The organism is Chloracidobacterium sp. (assembly GCA_016716305.1).
In the GTDB taxonomy this organism is placed as follows: Bacteria; Acidobacteriota; Blastocatellia; order Pyrinomonadales; family Pyrinomonadaceae; genus OLB17.
Window position 1 is genome coordinate 782,424 of sequence record JADJWP010000002.1, and the last position, 19,764, is coordinate 802,187.

At 53.8% G+C, this 19,764-nt stretch carries 17 protein-coding genes; 12 read left to right on the top strand and 5 right to left on the bottom strand.

The genetic code is table 11. The annotated features are described in order from the left end of the window. Window positions 1–61 precede the first annotated feature (61 nt). The gene (locus tag IPM28_05435; GenBank protein ID MBK9172431.1) at window positions 62–1,135 is read right to left on the bottom strand and encodes a quinone-dependent dihydroorotate dehydrogenase; all 1,074 of its coding nucleotides are present in this window, start codon (window positions 1,133–1,135) and stop codon (window positions 62–64) included. A gap of 124 nt (window positions 1,136–1,259) precedes the next feature. Between IPM28_05435 and pyrR the strand changes: the two genes are divergently transcribed. The 4 genes from pyrR to IPM28_05455 all read left to right on the top strand — a co-directional run bounded on the left by pyrR (window position 1,260) and on the right by IPM28_05455 (window position 4,907). Then, window positions 1,260–1,811 carry a bifunctional pyr operon transcriptional regulator/uracil phosphoribosyltransferase PyrR gene (pyrR, locus tag IPM28_05440; GenBank protein MBK9172432.1) on the top strand — a complete coding sequence of 184 codons (552 nt, stop codon included), beginning with the start codon at window positions 1,260–1,262 and terminating at the stop codon, window positions 1,809–1,811. Between the two features lie 74 nt (window positions 1,812–1,885). Further along, window positions 1,886–2,833, top strand: coding sequence for an aspartate carbamoyltransferase catalytic subunit (locus IPM28_05445; GenBank protein ID MBK9172433.1), 948 nt, complete (start codon window positions 1,886–1,888; stop codon window positions 2,831–2,833). A 30-nt stretch (window positions 2,834–2,863) separates the two neighbouring features. After that, the gene (locus IPM28_05450; GenBank protein MBK9172434.1) at window positions 2,864–3,502 is read left to right on the top strand and encodes a DinB family protein; all 639 of its coding nucleotides are present in this window, start codon (window positions 2,864–2,866) and stop codon (window positions 3,500–3,502) included. A 70-nt stretch (window positions 3,503–3,572) separates the two neighbouring features. Further along, window positions 3,573–4,907: a dihydroorotase gene (locus tag IPM28_05455; GenBank protein ID MBK9172435.1), complete on the top strand. Its 1,335-nt coding sequence runs from the start codon at window positions 3,573–3,575 to the stop codon at window positions 4,905–4,907. Window position 4,908: 1 nt separating this feature from the next. On the opposite strand, the gene IPM28_05460 is transcribed toward IPM28_05455, so the two are convergent. Further along, entirely contained in the window at window positions 4,909–6,147 is a 1,239-nt protein-coding gene (locus IPM28_05460) for a VWA domain-containing protein (GenBank protein ID MBK9172436.1), read from the bottom strand. Window positions 6,148–6,382: 235 nt separating this feature from the next. On the opposite strand from IPM28_05460, the gene IPM28_05465 reads away from it, so the two are divergent. Then, window positions 6,383–6,901, top strand: coding sequence for a hypothetical protein (locus IPM28_05465; protein ID MBK9172437.1), 519 nt, complete (start codon window positions 6,383–6,385; stop codon window positions 6,899–6,901). A gap of 86 nt (window positions 6,902–6,987) precedes the next feature. Here the strand turns inward: IPM28_05465 and IPM28_05470 are convergent, their stop codons facing one another. After that, the gene (locus IPM28_05470; protein MBK9172438.1) at window positions 6,988–8,307 is read right to left on the bottom strand and encodes a vanadium-dependent haloperoxidase; all 1,320 of its coding nucleotides are present in this window, start codon (window positions 8,305–8,307) and stop codon (window positions 6,988–6,990) included. Window positions 8,308–8,705: 398 nt separating this feature from the next. Here IPM28_05470 and IPM28_05475 point away from each other — a divergent pair, with 398 nt between their 5' ends. The 3 genes from IPM28_05475 to IPM28_05485 all read left to right on the top strand — a co-directional run bounded on the left by IPM28_05475 (window position 8,706) and on the right by IPM28_05485 (window position 12,000). Beyond that, entirely contained in the window at window positions 8,706–9,485 is a 780-nt protein-coding gene (locus tag IPM28_05475) for a TerC family protein (GenBank protein ID MBK9172439.1), read from the top strand. Window positions 9,486–9,487: 2 nt separating this feature from the next. Further along, window positions 9,488–10,321, top strand: coding sequence for a hypothetical protein (locus tag IPM28_05480; protein MBK9172440.1), 834 nt, complete (start codon window positions 9,488–9,490; stop codon window positions 10,319–10,321). 86 nt (window positions 10,322–10,407) lie between these two features. Next, window positions 10,408–12,000, top strand: coding sequence for a D-aminoacylase (locus IPM28_05485; protein ID MBK9172441.1), 1,593 nt, complete (start codon window positions 10,408–10,410; stop codon window positions 11,998–12,000). Window positions 12,001–12,096: 96 nt separating this feature from the next. Here IPM28_05485 and IPM28_05490 read toward each other — a convergent pair whose 3' ends face one another. Further along, on the bottom strand, window positions 12,097–12,993 hold the full coding sequence (locus tag IPM28_05490; protein ID MBK9172442.1) for an RluA family pseudouridine synthase: 897 nt from the start codon (window positions 12,991–12,993) through the stop codon (window positions 12,097–12,099). A gap of 159 nt (window positions 12,994–13,152) precedes the next feature. On the opposite strand from IPM28_05490, the gene IPM28_05495 reads away from it, so the two are divergent. The 4 genes from IPM28_05495 (at window position 13,153) to IPM28_05510 (ending at window position 19,490) form a co-directional block, all read left to right on the top strand. Continuing rightward, complete coding sequence (locus IPM28_05495; protein MBK9172443.1) at window positions 13,153–14,667, top strand: sigma 54-interacting transcriptional regulator; 1,515 nt, start codon at window positions 13,153–13,155, stop codon at window positions 14,665–14,667. Then, a complete protein-coding gene (locus IPM28_05500) occupies window positions 14,664–17,333 on the top strand; it encodes a hypothetical protein (GenBank protein MBK9172444.1) in 2,670 nt (889 codons plus the stop codon). The genes IPM28_05495 and IPM28_05500 overlap by 4 nt, the downstream gene beginning before the upstream one ends. Window positions 17,334–17,491: 158 nt before the next feature. Beyond that, complete coding sequence (locus tag IPM28_05505; GenBank protein ID MBK9172445.1) at window positions 17,492–18,571, top strand: VWA domain-containing protein; 1,080 nt, start codon at window positions 17,492–17,494, stop codon at window positions 18,569–18,571. A gap of 40 nt (window positions 18,572–18,611) precedes the next feature. Beyond that, window positions 18,612–19,490, top strand: coding sequence for a hypothetical protein (locus IPM28_05510; GenBank protein ID MBK9172446.1), 879 nt, complete (start codon window positions 18,612–18,614; stop codon window positions 19,488–19,490). Here the strand turns inward: IPM28_05510 and IPM28_05515 are convergent. Further along, on the bottom strand, window positions 19,487–19,696 hold the full coding sequence (locus IPM28_05515) for a hypothetical protein (protein ID MBK9172447.1): 210 nt from the start codon (window positions 19,694–19,696) through the stop codon (window positions 19,487–19,489). The genes IPM28_05510 and IPM28_05515 overlap by 4 nt on opposite strands. Window positions 19,697–19,764: the final 68 nt, after the last annotated feature.

The following is a 19,764-nucleotide window of genomic DNA, read 5'->3' on the forward strand; positions in this document are numbered from 1 at the left end:
GCAACTCGAAAGGCAAACTTTGTATTATAGCCGCTGAATGCGAGGTGTCAACTTTTACGGCCTATTTGACACCGCTGCCGACAGCCTCGTCCAAATTGGAAAATCCGCGCTCCCTCAACAACAGGTCCAATCCGCCGCTGAGCTCCCGGGCAAAGCCAGGGCCCCGATAGACAAATCCTGTGTATACCTGCACCAGCGACGCTCCCGCAGCTATCTTTTCGAAAGCGTCCGACGCCGAGAATATTCCTCCCACCCCGATGATCGGCAATTTCCCCTTCGTTGCCTTATAGATCGCAGAGACCACCTCGTTCGAGCGTTTGAACAACGGTGCTCCGCTGAGTCCGCCCGCTCCGAAACGATCGATACCGGCCGTCCGTAGTCCGGTCCGCGCTACGGTCGTATTCGTTGCGATCATCCCGTCGACTTCGTTGGCAACGCAGGCCTCTACGATCGAATCGATCGCTTCACCACTCAGATCGGGAGCGACCTTTACTAACAGCGGCACGGCACCAAGTAACCGATTACGTTGTTGCAGCGCCGAGATCAACTCATATAGATTCTCTGGGCGCTGCAGATCGCGAAGGTTCGGGGTGTTAGGCGACGATACATTCACAGCTATGTAATCCGCCGCATGATGGACTGCCTCAAAGCACTCGATATAGTTCTCAACCGCCTTATCGATATCAACATCCTTGTTCTTGCCAATATTGATGCCGACAACGCACCGATGCCGCGAGGCTGCAATGCTCTCGGCGATCTCCTTGGATCCGCTATTATTGAACCCAAGACGATTGATCAATGCCCGGTCGGCCGGCAGTCGGAACATCCTCGGCTTGGGGTTTCCGGGCTGAGGCTCAAGCGTAACGGTTCCGACCTCGACAAAACCGAACCCAAGATCGGCCATTTGATCGATCACCGATCCATTTTTGTCAAAACCGGCGGCAAGCCCTATCGGGTTGGCGAATCGGAGCCCGAACCGTTCGGCCTCAAGCATTCGGTCTTTACGCGGTATCGCAGATCGACCGCTTCCGCTAAACAACTTAGCCAGACCAAGACGGAGCGACGCCATCCCGATCTCATGGGCAGTCTCAGCGGGCAAACGAAACAGGATCGGCCGGATCAATTTGTCGTAGATCAAAGACATAACAAAACGGTCTATCTTAAATGAAACATCCGCATAACTTAAACTTCGAAAGACTTACTTTGAACTTTCAGAGCGCCTTTGTTACGATTTGCAACGAATGGCAGACGAATTAAACCTGGTGGAGAAATCGAGGATCATGGACAGCGCTCGAATGAAGCGAGCATTATCGAGGCTTGCGTCCGAGATCGTCGAAGAAAATCAGGGTGCCGAGAACCTCTATATTGTAGGTATTCGTCGCCGCGGTGTTCCACTCGCAGAGCGAATCGTCGACAAGATCGGCGAGCTTGAAGGAAAACCGCCGCTTTTCGGGATTATCGATATAACGCTCTATCGCGATGATCTCTCAACTGTCGGAGCGAACCCGATCGTGAACCGAACAGAACTCGACGCCGATATCGAAGACAAGATCATCGTCCTGGTCGACGATGTGCTGTATACGGGACGAACGATTCGGGCGGCTCTCGACCAACTGATGGATTTCGGAAGGCCGAAAAAGGTTCAGCTTGCGGTACTGATCGACAGAGGACGCGAACATCGTGAACTTCCGATCCAGGCCGATTTCGTCGGTAAGACGGTTCCGACAAAGCAATCCGAGATCATAAAAGTGATGCTGAAGGAATACGATAATCTGGAGGCGGTCGGCATCTTCGAGAAGCCAAGTGATTGATAATAAGAAGCAAGGTTAACCGCCTTGCTTTTTTTGTGAACTGATTTCTTTCGCAGTCCCCTTACGCAAGGTAGATGGAAAAACCCTTTAGACGACGAGACCTCTTGGGAATTCGCGACATTACTGCCGCCGAGATCAACGGCATTCTCGATACCGCGGAGAATTTTCGCGAAGTGAATGCTCGTGAGATAAAAAAGGTTCCGACCCTTCGGGGCAAGACCGTAATTAATCTATTCTTTGAATCGTCGACACGTACGCGAACTTCCTTCGAACTTGCCGCCAAACGGCTTTCCGCCGACGCGGTCAATATCAGTGTGTCGTCTTCCAGCCTCTCGAAGGGCGAGACCTTGGTCGATACAGCGCTCAACCTCGATGCAATGGATCCTGACTGCATCGTGGTCCGTCACGGTTCCGCCGGCGTTCCGCACCAGCTCGCAAAGGTGAGCCGGGCGGCGATCATTAACGCCGGCGACGGCGCCAACGAGCACCCGACACAAGCTCTTCTTGACGCGATGACGATCCGCGAGCACAAGAAAACCATAAAGGGCCTAAAAGTCGCCATTGTCGGCGACATTCTGCACAGTCGCGTCGCTCGGTCGAATATTCACCTGCTGACGAAGCTCGGAGCCACAGTCACTGTTGCGGGGCCTGGAACGCTCGTCCCAAAAGACTTTGCACATCTGGTCGCGAACGGCCTAGAGGTCTGTTCGGGTGTTGAAGAAGCGATCGACGGCGCTGACGTAGTTATGATCCTACGTATTCAAAGAGAGCGGCAAGACTCGGCTTACTTCCCGACGCTTCGCGAATATGCGATACACTTCGGCCTGACAAACGAACGTCTCGACCTTGCGAAAAGGGATGCCATCGTGCTCCATCCGGGCCCGATGAACCGCGGCATAGAGATCGCTTCAGAGGTGGCGGACAGCTCGCGCTCCTTGATATTGGATCAGGTCAAGTACGGCGTCGCCGTCCGAATGGCCGTGCTTTATCTGGCGACAGGCGGAAACATGGCAAGCGGTTAGCTCGTATTGACACAAAAGTGAGGTAAAACAATGATCAAGAACATTCTAAAATCTGCTGCGACGATCGTGATCGTGATTCTTTCAAGCCTCGTGGCGGAAGCTCAGGCACCGGCGGCAAAAGCACCGGTCGTTTTCACTGAAAAGGACCGCGAGTTTGCCCTTAAGTACCTTAATGAGACCAAAGACGATTACATCAAACAACTGACCGGACTATCCGACACTCAACTCAATTTCCGGGCAGCCGAGGGACGCTGGACGATCGCCGAGATCGGCGAGCACATAATCGTGGTCGAACAGGCACTCTTCGGGATGATGACAGCACCGAATGCTGCCCGCACGCTAAAGTGCGAAGACGTCCCGCGTTTCGCTGATACGGCCCTCATCCTTGCAATAACCAATCGGGGACAGAAATTCACAGCACCCGAACAGGTCCGTCCGAACGGACGCTGGAAAACTAAGGAGGATCTGATCGCCAATTTTGAAAAGACGCGTGCAGCCACGATCGATCACGTAAAGAACACCAAGGCGGATCTACGTGCCACATTCGTGCAAAGCCCGATGGGCATGATCGACAGCCTGCAGGGAATGCTCTTCATTAGCGGCCACGCGGACCGTCATTTAGCCCAGCTAAAAGAGGTCAAGGCCGACGCAAAGTATCCGGCGAAATAATATAAGGGAACGCCAGTATGATGCTGGCATGACCTGATGTTGATTGCCGGTAGGATACCGGCGTTCCACTATGAAGCTGCTCATTTCCAACGGCCATCTTATTGACCCGGCCGCACCAGAAAATACCGGCATGAACGTGCTCATCGAGAATGGGCGGGTAGCTGGCTGGCTGCGGCAATCCGAGCCGACGCCTGAAGACTGCGAGGTCCTTGACGCAAGCGGTCTATTGGTCGCTCCGGGTTTTATTGACCTTCATGTTCATCTACGCGAACCTGGCCAAGAGCACAAAGAAACCATTGCCTCAGGCTGTGCGGCGGCCGTCGCCGGCGGTTGGACGAGCATCTGTCCGATGCCCAATACCAATCCGGTTAATGACAACGCCGCCATCACGCGTTACATGATCGAGCAGGCTGAGCACGCTGGGCTTGCGAACGTTTTCCCGATCGGAGCGATAACGAAATCATCCGACGGAACCGAACTTGCGGAAATGGGCGAAATGAAAGCCGCGGGTGCCGTCGCAGTTTCTGACGATGGACGGCCGGTTCCGAACGCCGGAATCATGCGTCGAGCGATGCAATACGCCCGGGATTTCGACCTGCCGGTGATCGATCACTGCGAGGACAAATCGCTATCGCAAGGCGGCGTGATGCACGAAGGCCGAGTATCCCTGTTGCTGGGTTTGAAAGGAATGCCCGCACTGGCGGAGGATGTCGATGTGGTCCGCGACATATTACTTGCAAAAGAAACGGGAGCTCATATCCACATTGCTCATGTGTCGACAAAGGGTGCCGTCGAAGCGATTCGTCGCGCTAAGAACGAGCACATCAATGTGACCTGCGAGGTAACTCCCCACCACTTCACGCTCACCGATCAGGTCGTCGCCGGTCATGTCAGAACCGGAAGCGATCGCGACTGGGCGCCGTCTGCATACGATACGAATACCAAAATGGCACCGCCGCTTCGCAGTGAAGAGCATCTCGAAGCGGTCATAGAAGGCATAAAAGACGGAACGATCGACGCCATTGCGACCGATCATGCACCGCATCATCATGACGAAAAGGCCTTGGAATTCGACCGTGCTCCGATGGGAATAACCGGCCTCGAGACCGCAATTGGTCTCGCGTTTGACCAGCTGGTGCACAGAGGCGTCATTAGTCTCGAACGGCTGGTGGAAATGTGTTCGACCAATCCGGCGCGGATCTTCAAGCTGCAAGGACGCGGGGCGCTCACACCGGGCTCGATCGCGGACGTCACGCTCATCGACCCAGAGGCCGAATGGACCTTCCGGAGTGCTGATTCGCGTTCGAGGTCGCGAAATACGCCGTTTGACGGCTGGGCGTTTACCGGTCGTGCGGTTGCGACCATCGTCAGCGGGAAAATCGTGTTTCGTGCGCCGATGGTTTAGCTTATTTGTTCCGGTATGAAGGCGTATACGACCTGCGAGCTTGTTGGAGCCGCAAGGCTTGGTTGTTGACCTTGATGCGGATAATTCTCGGCTTGCCGTCGCGTAAGGATTCATCAGGGTAGTATCCGATTAGGTACCGACCGTTGATCTCGGCGAGTATGCGCGCGTATATCTCGGGGGCCTGATCTGGCCGCTCGAGGTATTGCGAAAATCCACCGGTCTTTTCGGCAAGCAGCGCGATCGAATCGGCATCCCGCTGCTTCGCTTTTGGCCATTCATCAAGAAATCTCTCGCGATATGTCTTTGTATGGGTAACACTCTGGAGATTTCGGATCTTGGCCAGCATCGCGGCTGTGTAATTCAGGTCGGCCATCGCGAGCTCGCGGACCCTCGATCTCGGCGTCTTCGAGAGATCGTGGCCCGGGATCACTGAATAGACCGTCGTACCCATATCTTCAAGCTTTTTGATCACGTCCTGGTGCGTAAACGGTTCCAGATCATTCTTAACGTCGACGACCATCGGCCGTCGTTGTCCGAGAGCGGTAAACTGATCGCCATCTGTCTGAAATATCACGATCGGCCTGACATCAAGATCCTCGAAGAGTTCTGAGACGGCGGCCATTAGGGCGTCGTATTGTCGGCTCTTTCCGATCTCACCGCTCTTGATGCGATCTTTCAGAGACCATAGCTTCGAAACGACGGCTTGTTTGTCGGAGGTGAAATTGACGAGAAGCTCTACATTGTCTGTAACGACCGCGATCCGATCGTTCGGGTTCAGCATCCGGACAAGTTCCACAGCCGCGTCGACGCTGGTCTCCAAATATGGCAATTGACTATGACTGTGGTCGATCACGAGCACGATGGCGCGAGGGATCGGATCTCCGACATCGCCATTTGCAAAGACCCCGATCGATTTTGGCTGTCCGTCTTCATCGAGATAGAAATCAGTCCGCGAAAGTCCAGAAACCGGCTTACCGGACCGGTCGGTGACTCGAACCTCGGTTACAAAAAGATCGGTCTCGACCCTGATCACGTCATTTTCATTATTGTTTGGCGGCGCGATTTGAAACCGCCTTCCAGGTTCGTTCTTTTGCTTCCTGCTTTTGGAGAGGCTCGATCCAAAATTTAATGTGCGATCCGTTGTGACCTCGTTCATCCCTGACTGCCCGGCAGCGATGATGACGATCAATATCCCGAGGGCGGCCGAAAAGAGGGGCCGGCAAAGGAAACAATTTTGCATCAGCGAAATAGCGGCGAGAGCGGAGGACATGGGTCGGCGCCATTGATCGAACCTTTTGTTCGACGATAGAAACGGTGCTAAAGTCTTGCCGTTCTCGCGATTCGGCAATATTTGCAGTTGCGGCGGCGGCATTGGCGGCATTTTATGCCAATTTTCTTTTGGTGTCTTTCGTTTTTTATCGCTTTTTTTTCCTATTTCGGTGATTGTCCGAAAATGCTTCACAAAAGAGGTCAATATGAGACATTTCTTCACAGCTTTTTGTCTGATCGCCGGGTTAACTTTTGTCGCTGATGCCCAGTTCCGCAGTATTTACACCGATCTTGCGGATACGAAGTGTAAGACCGTCGAATTAAGCGTCGACGAGGGCGGTTCTTACCGAGGTGTCTGCCCCGGCGTCGCTGGCTTTAAGCTCGAGGTCCGCGAAGGCGATCTGCGACAGACCATCGACGTAATTACTCCGGGCCGCCGGAAATTCGAACTCACCTTCTGGGACGTCTCTGGCGGATTTTCCGCGGTCGGGCCGAAAGCCGAGTGGCGAGTTAAGGGCAAAGCCCCTGTCGCCTTGATCGTGCGATTGAACGTTAATGAGAATCCGAACGATTGGCGCAAGGTGACTTCGTATTTGGTCGTTACGAAGATAACTCGGAATGAGATCTGCATTACCGACATCTTCCTTCCCTCTCGGACCCAAAACACCGATGCCCGCAAGGCCGCAGATACGGCCGCCGCACGTCCCTGTAAGTATCCGAAATGATCCAGGCCGGATCGATCCCGAAAAATTGGTCCAACGGCCCGGATCATTGTTTACATCACTTACTCGCCAGATCGGTTCACCACCGATCAGTTCCCGGGAACCATCAGATCATCGTCATCATCATCGCCATGCTTATTGCCATGGAGCGGTCGAAGATAATTTTTATACGCAAAATCGGCAACGTTGTATCCCTGTTTCCTCGATACTTCATCTGCGAATCGAAAATGTATCCCGAGGTACACACGTGCATCGACAACATCTTGTGCCGCATCCGAGAAGCGATCGTATTCGCGAATATCTTGATTTGTCGGACCCGTATTGGTCGTCGAGATCGAGAAACGCTTTCTGTCGGTCTTAAAGAATCTGCGTAATGCTCCCATCGTCGACGCCGTCAGCGAGTTTGCACCGGATCCATAATCGGGATACGGCGGGTTCACGATCAGCGAATTCCAGGCAGGGTCGCCAGTCGTGCGGGGGTTTCCGTCGCTGTCACCGAATTGGATAGCAGTTATCGGCCTCCAAAAAACGTAAAATGCCTTGTCATTCCAGGTTGCGATCGCAGCGTCTCCCTGTGACATGCTCACTAACGCAAAAAGCCGCGAACTGTCAGTAATATTGTCGACGTGTTCCGCGGCCATTTCTCTTACCAGCTGGTTCATCATCACAACGAAATTGCCGGCATAAAAATATGCTGTGTCGGTTTGATCCGGCGTTCGTTCGCTGTTGTTCAACGAGCCGAGTCGTTTTACCTCGTTGTAGTCGCGAGCATATCGCCTACTGTCGAGGGAAGGCGGCGGCTCAGACCTAAACTGAGTAGGGCGGGTCATAACGAAGGGAGTGACCTGTCCGAGCCACGGACCCGGGTTCATTGGTGAATTAGCCGGCGGTGTCGGCCGCCAAACGCCGATGCCCGTCCCGCCAATAAATGTATTCGGTCCCGCCGGAAAACTGCCGTCACACGCCCTCAGAGCAATTATCCCCGCTGCCGCGGTCGCACCGACCGCAAGGCCCGGATCGGTCGGTAGAATTCCATTCGCGATCAGATAATTTTGATAGGTCACCCCGAGCGGACCTGCCTGGCCGGGAAATCGGTTGACCAGAACATCGTAGGCTGCCTTTGCGGTCGCCGCGACCGGTGACCCAGATGCCCCTGGTATGTCGACGTAATAGGTTTCGTAATCCTTCTCGATCGCCTGAACGGCGTCGTATATTGCGGCGTTCATCGTTGCAAGGTCCAAAACGCCGGCCGGTCCGGGCCTTGCGCTTCCGGCCGCGACGATAGAGTTAACAGCAATGGCGTTCCAGTCACTAACGGCGTCGGCTCGCACATTCGTGACAGCCCCGATGAGGAAAATAGTTGCAAGCACGGCAACTTTCGGCCAATTCTTGGTTTTCATTCTGATCATTTCAATTCTCCTGACTGTTCCAAGACCTTTGACACGACGATCTCTGCGGACTGTAAGCCGCGTCGGGTCTGCATCCTATCGACCGGACCTTGGTATATTTGCGATGACAGAGCGATTCAGTAAACCGGCGTTGAGCAGGACTCTTCCGCAGCAGATATTACGCCGGTGTTCTGGTTGCTCAGCAATCTAGACCACCGGCCTGTCCCGAGTCCTTCCTTTTTTATGGTTTTTTTCTTCTATTTAGGTTCAAGCTCGATCGGGGCGACGGGTTGTGAGTGTTGAAAACTCGAAAATACAAGGCTTTTTAGTTCAACGCCTGCTCCGACGGTAATGACCTGTCGGTGTTTGTGTTATATAATCTGGGAGTTCTGACTCAACAACTTTGGAGATAGCGTTTAATGGAATGGCTTGCTGACCCGAGTATTTGGATCGCGTTCGCGACTCTCACCTTGCTGGAACTGGTTCTGGGCATTGACAACGTCATCTTTATCTCGATCCTTGCCGGTAAACTGCCCCCGGAGCAAAGAGCAAAGGCCCGCTACATAGGGCTCGGGCTGGCGTTTGTAATGCGCGTCATCCTGCTTTTCTCACTTTCGTGGGTCATCGGCCTGGTTGAGCCGCTTTTTACCGTTTGGGGGCAATCGATCTCGGGTAAAGATCTCGTTCTGCTGATCGGTGGGCTATTCCTGATTGCGAAATCGACTCACGAGATACACAATTCCCTCGAAGGCGAAGAAGGGACGGCCGTGAAGAAGGGGTATTCGAGCTTTGCCGGCGTGATTGTTCAGATCGTCCTGCTCGACATCGTGTTTTCGCTTGATTCTGTGATCACGGCAGTTGGCATGATCAGCGACCAATATGGGCCGAACGGTATATGGATAATGATCTCGGCGGTCGTCATATCGATCATTGCGATGATGGCCTTCGCGGGCCCGATCGGCGAGTTCGTGCATCGGCATCCGACAGTCAAGATGCTGGCTCTCTCGTTCCTGCTCCTGATCGGTGTAATGCTCGTCGCCGAAGGCTTCCACCAGAAGATCCCGAAGGGCTATATCTACTTCGCTATGGCGTTCTCGGTCGTCGTCGAGTTCCTGAACATGAAGTTGAGAACGAAGTCGAAGGAACCGGTCGAATTGAAAGATCCATTTCACGATGGGGGCGAGAAGGCTCCGGCTTAGTTATGACAAGATCATCTTTGGTTGTTGCATGTTTGTTTGTGCTGTCGCTCGCGGCATCGGCTCAGAGCGACATCAGAAACGTCGATTTTAAGAACTTTACCTACAATGCCGTTTGTATCGGCGAATCCCCCGAAGATGTCACCGTAAAGAACGGCGAATTTTCGTTTGAAAAACAAGAGGACGGTTACGTCGATCGGTTCTACTTCAAGATCCTTGGCATCGAGTATGGAGACGTCACTGGCGACCAACAACCAGAAGCCGTCATACTTAGCGTTTGCAATACAGGCGGAACCGGGAATTTCACCGAAGGCTTCATTTTCTCGATAACGAGTGGAAAGCCGACTCTTATCGCCCGCATTCCCGGAGGTGACCGTGCCTACGGCGGCCTTCGTACGGCGAAGGTCGTTCGCGGTATCTTGATCGTTGAAAGCAATGACGTTGGCGAACTCGGCGGGGCGTGTTGCCCGGAGTTCATAGTCACGACCCGCTTCCGCGTATCGAACGGAAAGTTGATGAGAACGGGCGTTGTTTCGAGACGCGATATTATTCCGACCGAGCGTGTTTCGTTTGCCCGCGGCAAGAGCGGGATAACATTCAAAACGCGGATATCCGCCGGCGAACAGCGCCGATTCATCGTTGGGGCCAAAGCGGGTCAGACGCTTAGCGTTTCCGTAAGCAGCGATGATGCGAAGCTTCGCCTGCTTGACGAGGCAAGGGTGACTGAAGGGATCAATAATTTCCGTGCGCTTCTTTCTTCGACCCGTGATTATCGAATTCAGATCGACAATACGTCATCGCGTGACCTTGAGATCGTAATGAACGTTAAGATCGACTAAGTTATAAGCCCTCGAACCTTCCTGGAAATTACTGAAATGATCCTTTTTACGTTGACTTTGGCGTCATTTGACGGCATTTTTCTCGTATGCGGATCAGAGCCTTTTTTGTCATCGCGGTCTTTTCGTTGAGCCAGATCGCTTTTTCAATTCCCCAAACAAACCCGCTTTATGACATCGTCATAGTAAATGCCCGCATCGTCGACGGAACAGGAAACCCGTGGTATCGCGGATCGGTTGCGATCAAGGACGGCAGGATCGCACGGGTCGGATGGATCGATGTTACAAACGCACGTCAAACGATCGACGCTCGGTGGCAGATCGTTGCACCGGGATTTATCGACGTTCATGCTCATACGGAGAACGTCTACGACTTCCCGAACGCCGAGAATTTTATTCGCATGGGCGTCACAACGCTCATCACAGGCAACTGCGGGGGTTCGGTCACTGACGTTGGTGAGTTTCTCAGCCGAATCAACACAAAACCGCTTGCGATCAATCTATCGACGCTGATAGGACACAACTCCGTAAGGTCGAACGTGATGGGTCTCGATAACCGAGCTCCGACATCCGAAGAGCAGCGACAAATGAATGAGTTGGTGGAAAAGGGAATGCGGGACGGAGCCCTCGGGCTTTCGACCGGCCTGATCTATGTTCCGGGCACATTTTCGAAGACGGATGAGGTTGTTGAACTTGCAAAGGCGGCGTCTCGTTACGGCGGAACCTATGCAAGCCATATCCGCGACGAAGGCCTCGGCGTCGCGGACGCTATAAAGGAAGCGATCAACATCGGCGAACAGGCGAATATGCCGGTCGAGATCTCGCATTTTAAGATCTCGGCCAAGGCTCTGTGGGGCCAAACGCCAATGACGCTCGGGCTTGTACGCGATGCGCGCGCACGTGGTATGACGGTTACGGTCGATCAGTATGCGTACCCTGCATCTTCTACCTCGCTCGACGCCCGGATGCCGAACTGGGCGATCGCAGGCGGGCGCGAAGAAGGAAAAAAACGACTCGCTGACCCGGTTACCCGCCGCAAGATCCTCGATGAGATGAAAGACGGGCTGAAGAAACGGAAATTCAAGGACTATAGCTTTGCTTATGTTGCAAGCTACCGGCCGAACCCGGAATTCAACGGCAAGAACATCGCCGAGATCACACAGATCGCTCGCAGGAGCAAGAAGGTCGACGACCAGATCGAGCAAATATTCGAGATGTACGAAAAAGGCGGCGCTCAAATGGTCTATCAGGTCATGAGCGAGGAAGACGTGAGATCGATAATGGCCGAACCTTTCACGATGATCGCTTCGGATAGCGGCGTCCGCGAATTTGGAGCTGGCGTACCGCATCCGCGGGGTTACGGCAACAATGCCAGAGTGCTGGGACTCTACGTGCGCGAGTTGAAGATCATTTCACTGGAAGATGCGATACGAAAGATGACGTCACTGCCTGCAAACACTTTTGGGCTTCGAGACGTCGGCCAGATACGCGAAGGTTTTGCAGCCGATCTCGTTATCTTCGACGAAAGAACGGTGGGCGATAGGGCGACGTTTGAAAAGCCTCATCAGTACGCGGCCGGTTTCTCGGCCGTGATCGTCAATGGCGGGCTTGTATTCGATGGGACAAAAATGACGGGCACCATGTCAGGCAGGTCGATCCGCGGCAATGGATTCAGGCAATAACGGCTGCAAACTGGGTGACGATCAGGCACAAAAGCTTTGAAGAATGACGTCCACCGGAAGTGAAATCGAAACATGGTCAGACATCAAGCTCCGGCCTCATCCGGCCACGAACTCTGGCGGTATCTGCGTTTCGAAAAATAGCTGTTCTTTTGTGGTCGGGTGGCGAAAAGCGAGCCGGTAAGCGTGCAGGCAGAGTCGCCCGAATTCCCGTCCGCCGCGCTGCTCGTCACCGACTATCGGATGGCCGATTGACGAGCAATGGATTCGGAGCTGATTCGTGCGGCCCGTGACCGGTTCGAGTTCGAGCAGCGTCATATCGTCTAGTCGCCTCTTGACCCAATAGCGTGTCTCCGAGGGTTTTCCGTCCGCTTTCACGTTCCAGTGCTTGAGCTCAGCATACCGCCCGATCGGCGCCTCGATAAGACCGCTATCATTTTCTACGGCGCCTTCGACTAACGCCAGGTAGCGCTTTTCAACGAATTTTTTTCTGAAATATTCGGTCATTCGTTTGTGCGATCGCTGGTTCTTTGCGATCACGATCAGCCCCGATGTCTGCTTGTCCAACCGATGTATAAGTCCGGGCCGAATCGCGTCCGACGGTCGCTCACCGCTAACCGACCCCGAAACCGAATTGAAGTGGAATGCAAGCGCATTTAGCAGCGTACCGCTTTTGTCTCGATTGGTCGGATGTACGAGCATGCCAGGTGCTTTGTTGACGACAGCGATGTCCTGATCTTCATACAGTATATCGATCGGGATTGCCTGCGGCCTCATTGCGGTCTCGCGTGTGAGATCGAGTTCGAGTTCGACAAAATCATTTTCACGTAAACGGTATCCGATGTTCTCATTCCGGCCGTTGACCTCACATTTCTCGTCCTTAACGATATGGCGGAGATACATTTTACTTAGACCGCCAAAGCGGTCGAAGAGAAATTCATCCAAACGCCTCTTATGGCCATCACGCCCGACCTGTATTTCGATCCTGTCCGTCACGGTTCGATGTTACCCTGCCAAGCGTTCGATTGCCAATCATTGACTGAACCGAATGGTCGCGCCGACATACATATACGTCGTCTGATGGTAGCAAGCCGACAAAAATGTAGCATTCCTTTTGGAGATGTGCGTTTTCTGCTATCATTCGGTAATCTGCGGATGCCGAATACTTTTCAAACCATCGAACCGCTCTCGCTGATATCGAACGTAAATTCAACGCTTGCGGCTGCCCACGACGTGCGCGATGGGATCCGCGATTCGCTTGCCTTGGTCAGAAATGAGCTCGGCTTTGAAAATATCTTGCTGTTCCTGGGCGATCCTTTGAACCAGACCCTTCAGCTTTCGATCGCCGACGGTTTAACGCCAGCTTCTTTTCGTAAGATCGAAGCCAAAGCGGACCGCGGCATTTTTGCAGAGACATTCAACAGCGGTTTTGCGAGGCAAATAACACTGCCCGACCCAGACAAACTGGTCGACTCGGCCCACCTATCCGCAAGGTTGTTTGCGGTGCCGCTTAAACTTGGAGATGCTACGCTGGGGGTTCTTTCAGCGACATTGCCCGGTGACATCGAGGAACAAGACCCGCGCGTCGCGGACGTACTTTCGTTGATCGCCTCGATGGTGGCACAGGCACTTCGCATCGAGCACGCAGTCAGGGGCGAGCGTCAGAAACTTCGCGACGAGAATTACCAATTAAAACAGGAACTCAAAGAAAAATACGACTTCTCACACATCGTCGGAAATTCAAATGCAATAAAGCAGGTTTACGAACAGGTTTCGCAAGTGGCCAAATCGAATGCAACCGTACTGCTCAGAGGTGAAAGCGGCACGGGCAAAGAGATGATCGCCAATGCGATTCATTACAATAGCCTTCGCAGCAAACGACCGTTGGTGAAGATCAATTGCGCCGCATTGCCCGACACCCTTATCGAATCGGAGCTTTTCGGACACGAAAAGGGTGCGTTTACCGGAGCCGAGAGGTTTAAGAAAGGCAGGTTCGAGATCGCCGACGGCGGCACGCTATTCCTTGACGAGATCGGCGATCTTCCGATGCAGACACAGGTGAAGCTCCTTCGCGTGCTGCAGGAACGCGAATTCGAGCGCGTCGGCGGCACCGAGACGATCAAGACAAACATCCGCCTGATCACCGCAACAAACAAGAATCTCGAGGACGCTATTGTCAAAGGAGAGTTTCGTGAGGACCTATATTACCGCCTGAACGTATTTTCTATCTTCCTGCCGCCGCTTCGCGAGCGCCGATCGGACATTCTTCTGCTTGCCGAGCATTTCCTCGAAAAGTACGAGATCGAGCACAACAAGCGAATACGTCGCATTTCGACGCCGGCGATCGATATGTTGATGAGCTACCATTTCCCAGGCAACGTCCGCGAACTCGAGAACGCGATCGAACGAGCCGTCCTCGTCTGCGACTCAAATGTGATCCACGGTCACCATTTGCCGCCGACCCTGCAGACCGCTGAAGTGACCGGAACCGTGACCGATCTTTCACTTTCGTCGGCGGTCGAAGCATTCGAACGCGATCTGATACAAGACGCCCTTAAATCGACTAAAGGCAACATAGCCGCGGCGGCACGAACTCTTGGCACCACCGAACGCATTCTCGGATACAAAATAAAGAAATACTCGATCGATACGTTTCGTTTTCGCCGATGATCAACGCGGATTCAATCATAGACGAACTTCCCGATCCGGAATCGGCGCGGCGATTCCTTGCCCGTCTGATCGAAATACATCCAGCCGCTGCTCAAAAACTGGAACGAAAGAACGCGTTGCTCTCAGATGTCTTGACCCTTGTCGCTTTCAGCCCTCTTATCGCGGCAACGCTGCTTCAAAATCCGGAATATCTTTGGTGGCTTGATCGCAAACGAGGCGAGAATGTCGTTAGGAACAAAGACGAACTGCTCGAGTCGCTCGCGCGATTCTCATTGACCAATTCGCAGCTCGATCCCCACGTCCTTCTTGCAAGATTCCGGCGACGGGAGCTGATGCGGATCTTTCTTCGCGACATACGGCGGTTGGCGACGATAGCGGAGATCACCGAAGAGATCTCGAATCTTGCCGATGCCGTGCTCGAGAACGCTCTCAGGATCGCAAGCCAGGATCTTGATAACCGATACGGCTCGCCGCTCGAATCCGACGACAAAGGCCGAATGCGACGGTCGGAACTTTGCATTGTATCTCTCGGCAAACTCGGTTCGCGCGAACTGAATTATTCGTCGGACATCGATCTGCTTTTCATTTACTCAGCCGAAGGTAAGACCTCGGGCAGCGGCACGCGCGATCCACTGACGAACCGGGAGTATTTCATCAAACTTGCCGAAGCGGTCGTCAAACTTGTCGGCGACCGCTCGGGCGAAGGTGCGGCATATCGGGTCGATCTTCGTCTCCGGCCCTACGGGAGGGTCGGGCCGCTTGCGATGTCGTTGGCCGACACTGTGCGTTATTACAAAGGCGAAGCCGCTCCGTGGGAACGACAGGTGTTGATACGTTCGCGTTCGAGCGCCGGGGCGCAAATACTCTTCAAGCGATTCGCATCTGCGGTCGAAAACTCGGTCTTTTCGACCAATGACACCATTGAAAGTGCACTCGCGAATGTCCGACGGTCAAAGCAGTTGATCGACCTCGAAAAAGCGACATCGAAGGGCCTCGACGTCAAGCTTGGACGCGGAGGCATCCGCGAAATAGAATTCGTGGCCCAAGCTCTCCAATTAGCGTATGGCGGGCAGGACAAATGGCTGCGTTCACCGCATACGTTGATCAGCCTTGACAGGCTTGCCGACCGCAAACTCTTGTCCGATCGGGAATACACCGAACTCGCGGAAGCATATGCATTTCTTCGCCGTCTTGAACACGTGCTTCAGATGGAGCACGGCCTGCAAACGCACCTTCTGCCAAACGACCCCGACAAACGGCGGCTAATTGGTGCCCGATTGGATTTTGCCGAACCGACTGGATTCGAAGAAGCGGTGGAGCACCACACCGAAAATGTGAATCGTGTCTTTCGCCGCGTTTTCGGCGATGGCGACAAATCACCAATGGCTGATTCCTCCGAAGATGCGGGCCTGCAAACGGCCGTATCTGAAGTCGGACTCGAAGCAGCCACCGCGTGCCTGCCAGAGATCGATTTCGCAAAGGACGTTTCGCCGAGAGTAGCGGAAATGATCGCGGCCCGGCCGGCGATCGTGAAAAGCGTCTCATTTAACGCCGACCGATCCGGGGACGGCCATTATTCTGACCGACTTAGATCGGCGGTAAGCAGCGAAAGTACCTTCGGCGGACGATTATCGGCTCTCAGGACGATCTGGACGGAGATGATATTCGAGATCGCCGTCCTCGACGCCACGGAGAAACTCGATATCAACGAGTCAAAACGGCTTCAAACCGTGCTCGCCGAAGCCTCGATCGAAACGTGCCTCGAGATCACACGTCATGAGGTCGGGAACCGATTCGGGTACGCTTCGGCCGCCGGTCTTAGCCTTGCTGTAATGGGTTTAGGAAAGCTCGGCGGAGGCGGAGTCGATTACGACTCGGACCTAGATCTTGTAATGGTCTGCGGCGATCAGGCCGCCAGTTCTGAGATGTATTCGCGTGCGGTCGAGATCTTCGTAAACACGCTTTCGGCGATCACCCGCGACGGCAGCCTTTACCGCGTCGATCTCCGGTTGCGGCCGCATGGCAAAGATGGAGCGAGCTTCATTTCGCGAACCGCATTTGCCGACTATATGCGTAACACGGCGGCGATATGGGAAATGCTTGCTTTCGTCAAGCTCCGCGGCGTCGGCGGGGATATCGAGCTCGCACGAAGTGTTGAGTGCGAGATACGCGGCATCGTTCACGAACGCGCCGCCCTGATGGATCACAGAGAGCTTGCGGCCGAGACCGCAAAGGTGCGTTCGGCACTCGAAAAGAAAAAGCGTGGATTCCGGCGGAGAGGCGATATCGATATCAAATACGGGCCCGGCGGCATGCTGGACATATATTTCGCGATCCGCTTTCTCCAGCTTCGCGACGATCACCGCGACGACGACAAAACACGCTCGAGCGGAGCAATGCTTGAGCGATTGTTCCAAGCGGGTTCATTGACCGCTGAAGATAGCGGCGTGCTTCGCGACGGCTATCGATTCCTAAGTGCTCTTGATCACAACCTTCGGCTCGTAGTCGGACGGACTACACGCATGCCGGTCTCAAACACTCGAGCTCTGGGTCATCTAGCCCGCCGAATGCAGTTCGGATCTCCTGAAGCGTTGATAGACGAGCTTAACCTTCACCGTCTTAGTATCCGTCAGTCGTTCGACCGCATTCTTGCTGAAACCAAATGAATGGGTCAGAGGCTGGAGCGGGCCGCAACAAAGATCTTCCGATCCGGTTGTCCACCTAAGCGTGCCCGATCTGAGACTCGCTCCGCCGGAAATCCCGAACAAGCCGAAATTTTTTTATCTCTGAGGTCGTGACGGGCGTTATAATCTTACACAACTTAATGCGACGATCGACCCTCATAATTATATGGCTGGCTTTCTGCGGTGCCGCGGCGTTCTCGCAATCGGGTCGGGTCGCGGGTTATTCCGAAAGCCTTCCGAAAAGATCGAATTCCTTTCCCGCAGTAGAACGCACACCGGCAAAGTCTCAGGATACGGGCGAGGATGAGGTCGTAAGGATCGATACGGATCTTGTCATGATCCCGGTTCGGGTCTCGCAGAAAAACGGAGCTCCGGTTGCAAACGTGAAAAAAGAAGAGTTCCGCATTTTTGAGAACGGCATCGAACAGGAGATAGCCTATTTTTCGGACGACGAGCAGCCTTTCACCGTTGCGTTACTGCTCGACATGAGTTACTCAAGCGTCTTCAAACTCGACGAGATCCACGCAGCCGCGATGGCATTCGTCCGCCAGCTTCGACCCCACGACCGCGTTATGATCGTTTCGTTCGACGAGAAGCCACGGATCCTATGTGAACCAACGAGCGACCGCAAAGTGCTTCGCTATGCGATCGAAGCGGCTCGCATAGGATCGGGCACCGGACTCTACACGACTCTTAAGCTCGTCATCGACGAACGGCTCGCTAACGTGTCGGGCCGAAAGGCGGTCGTTTTATTGAGTGACGGCGTCGACACAAGCAGCATTGATGCCACGGCCGAGGACGTCCTCAAGGTTACTGAGCCATCCGGCGTGATCGTCTATCCGATCCAGTACAACACCTACGACGACGTGCAAAAAAGTCGTCGAAACAATGCTCAGGTGCTGTTTGACGAAGATGATCGCCCATACGTTGTTGACGCTCCGCAGTCGAAAGGCGAGCGCATGGAAGATTATCGAAGAGCCGACGATTTTCTAAGGGAAATGTCGGAACGAACCGGTGGCCGCCGATTCAGAGTCGGGACAGCGTCGAACCTGAATCTCGCTTTCGAGCGGATAGCCAACGAACTTCGCAAAATTTATAGTTTGGGTTATTATCCTAGCAGCGAACGGGTTCCCGATATCGATTATTCGGTGAATGTCCGAGTCTACCGCCCCGATCTTTTGATCCGAGCTCGCGATAGCTACCGCAGCGGTAAGCGCTGACACAATGCACCGGGCTCTGTCCACAACAGGAGTAAAAGTTATGAAAAGCAGGAAATTGACCTATTTCGGCCTATTGACGTTTCTATTCATCGTCGCCCTCGTGCCCGCAGTCTCTGCGCAGGACGAAACGATGACGAACGAAGAGGTCATTTCGCTCAGCAAGGCTGGCCTTGCGCCATCGGTTATTATCGGCAAGATACGATCGTCGAAATCGAATTTCGATCTTTCGACTGATTCGCTTATCAAGCTCAAACAGGCAGGTGTTTCTGACGACATCGTGACGGCAATGCTCGAGGCGAAAAGCGGAAAACCGACAGGCGGAGCTTCCGCAGGCGCATCTGCGTCGGCCGGCGACCCCAACGACCCGATGTCGAAACACGGTTACGGGATCTATTTATATGAGGAGAACGGCGGTCAGCGGAAAATGACACAGCTTCAGCCAAACGTTTCCGCACAGAATCGAACAGGCGGCGGATTTACTGCTGCCGTGACGCCTTTCGGTCTGGGCAAGGTCAAAACGAAAGCGAATCTACCGGGTCGGAATGCGAATCTCCAGATCACTTCAACCTCGCCAGTTTTCTACTTCTATCTCGATGTTGCCAGCGGCGGTCTGAACACATCAAGTGGGATTCCTTCGTCACCCAACGAATTTACGCTCGTTCGTTTTAACCAGCGTAGCGATAATCGCGAGGTCACGATCTCCAAGCAGAATTCATGGGGCGGCAAAGGCGGATTATCGGATGAATATGTGGTTCCTTTGAAAGCCGAAGATCTGGGCAATGGAATATTTCGCGTGACCCCGGCCGTCGACCTCAAAAAGGGCGAATACGGCTTTTATCTTTTGAATTCCGGAAACTCGAATGTAAACGCCGGCATCGGTTCGAAGTTCTTCGACTTTGGCGTGAATATGACCCCCTAGACTCGGGTTTGAACTTGTTGTTCATTCGTCTCTTCGTACCAGCACCGCGTGCAAATGCGGTGCTTTTTTCGTTCTGCTCTCGTGAAAGCCTCGGATGCAGGCAGGCGTTCGGCCAGCAGTTCCTCGTCGGGCGTGAGTTCGCTCCAGCACTTCAGGCTCACGAAGCCGCATTTCGGACAATTGCTGCGTATGCGTAAATCGCTCATTCGGTTTTTTGCGTTTGCCTCTCTTCGGTTTAATATCGTATCTGTCTCTAACCTAATTCTAACAACAG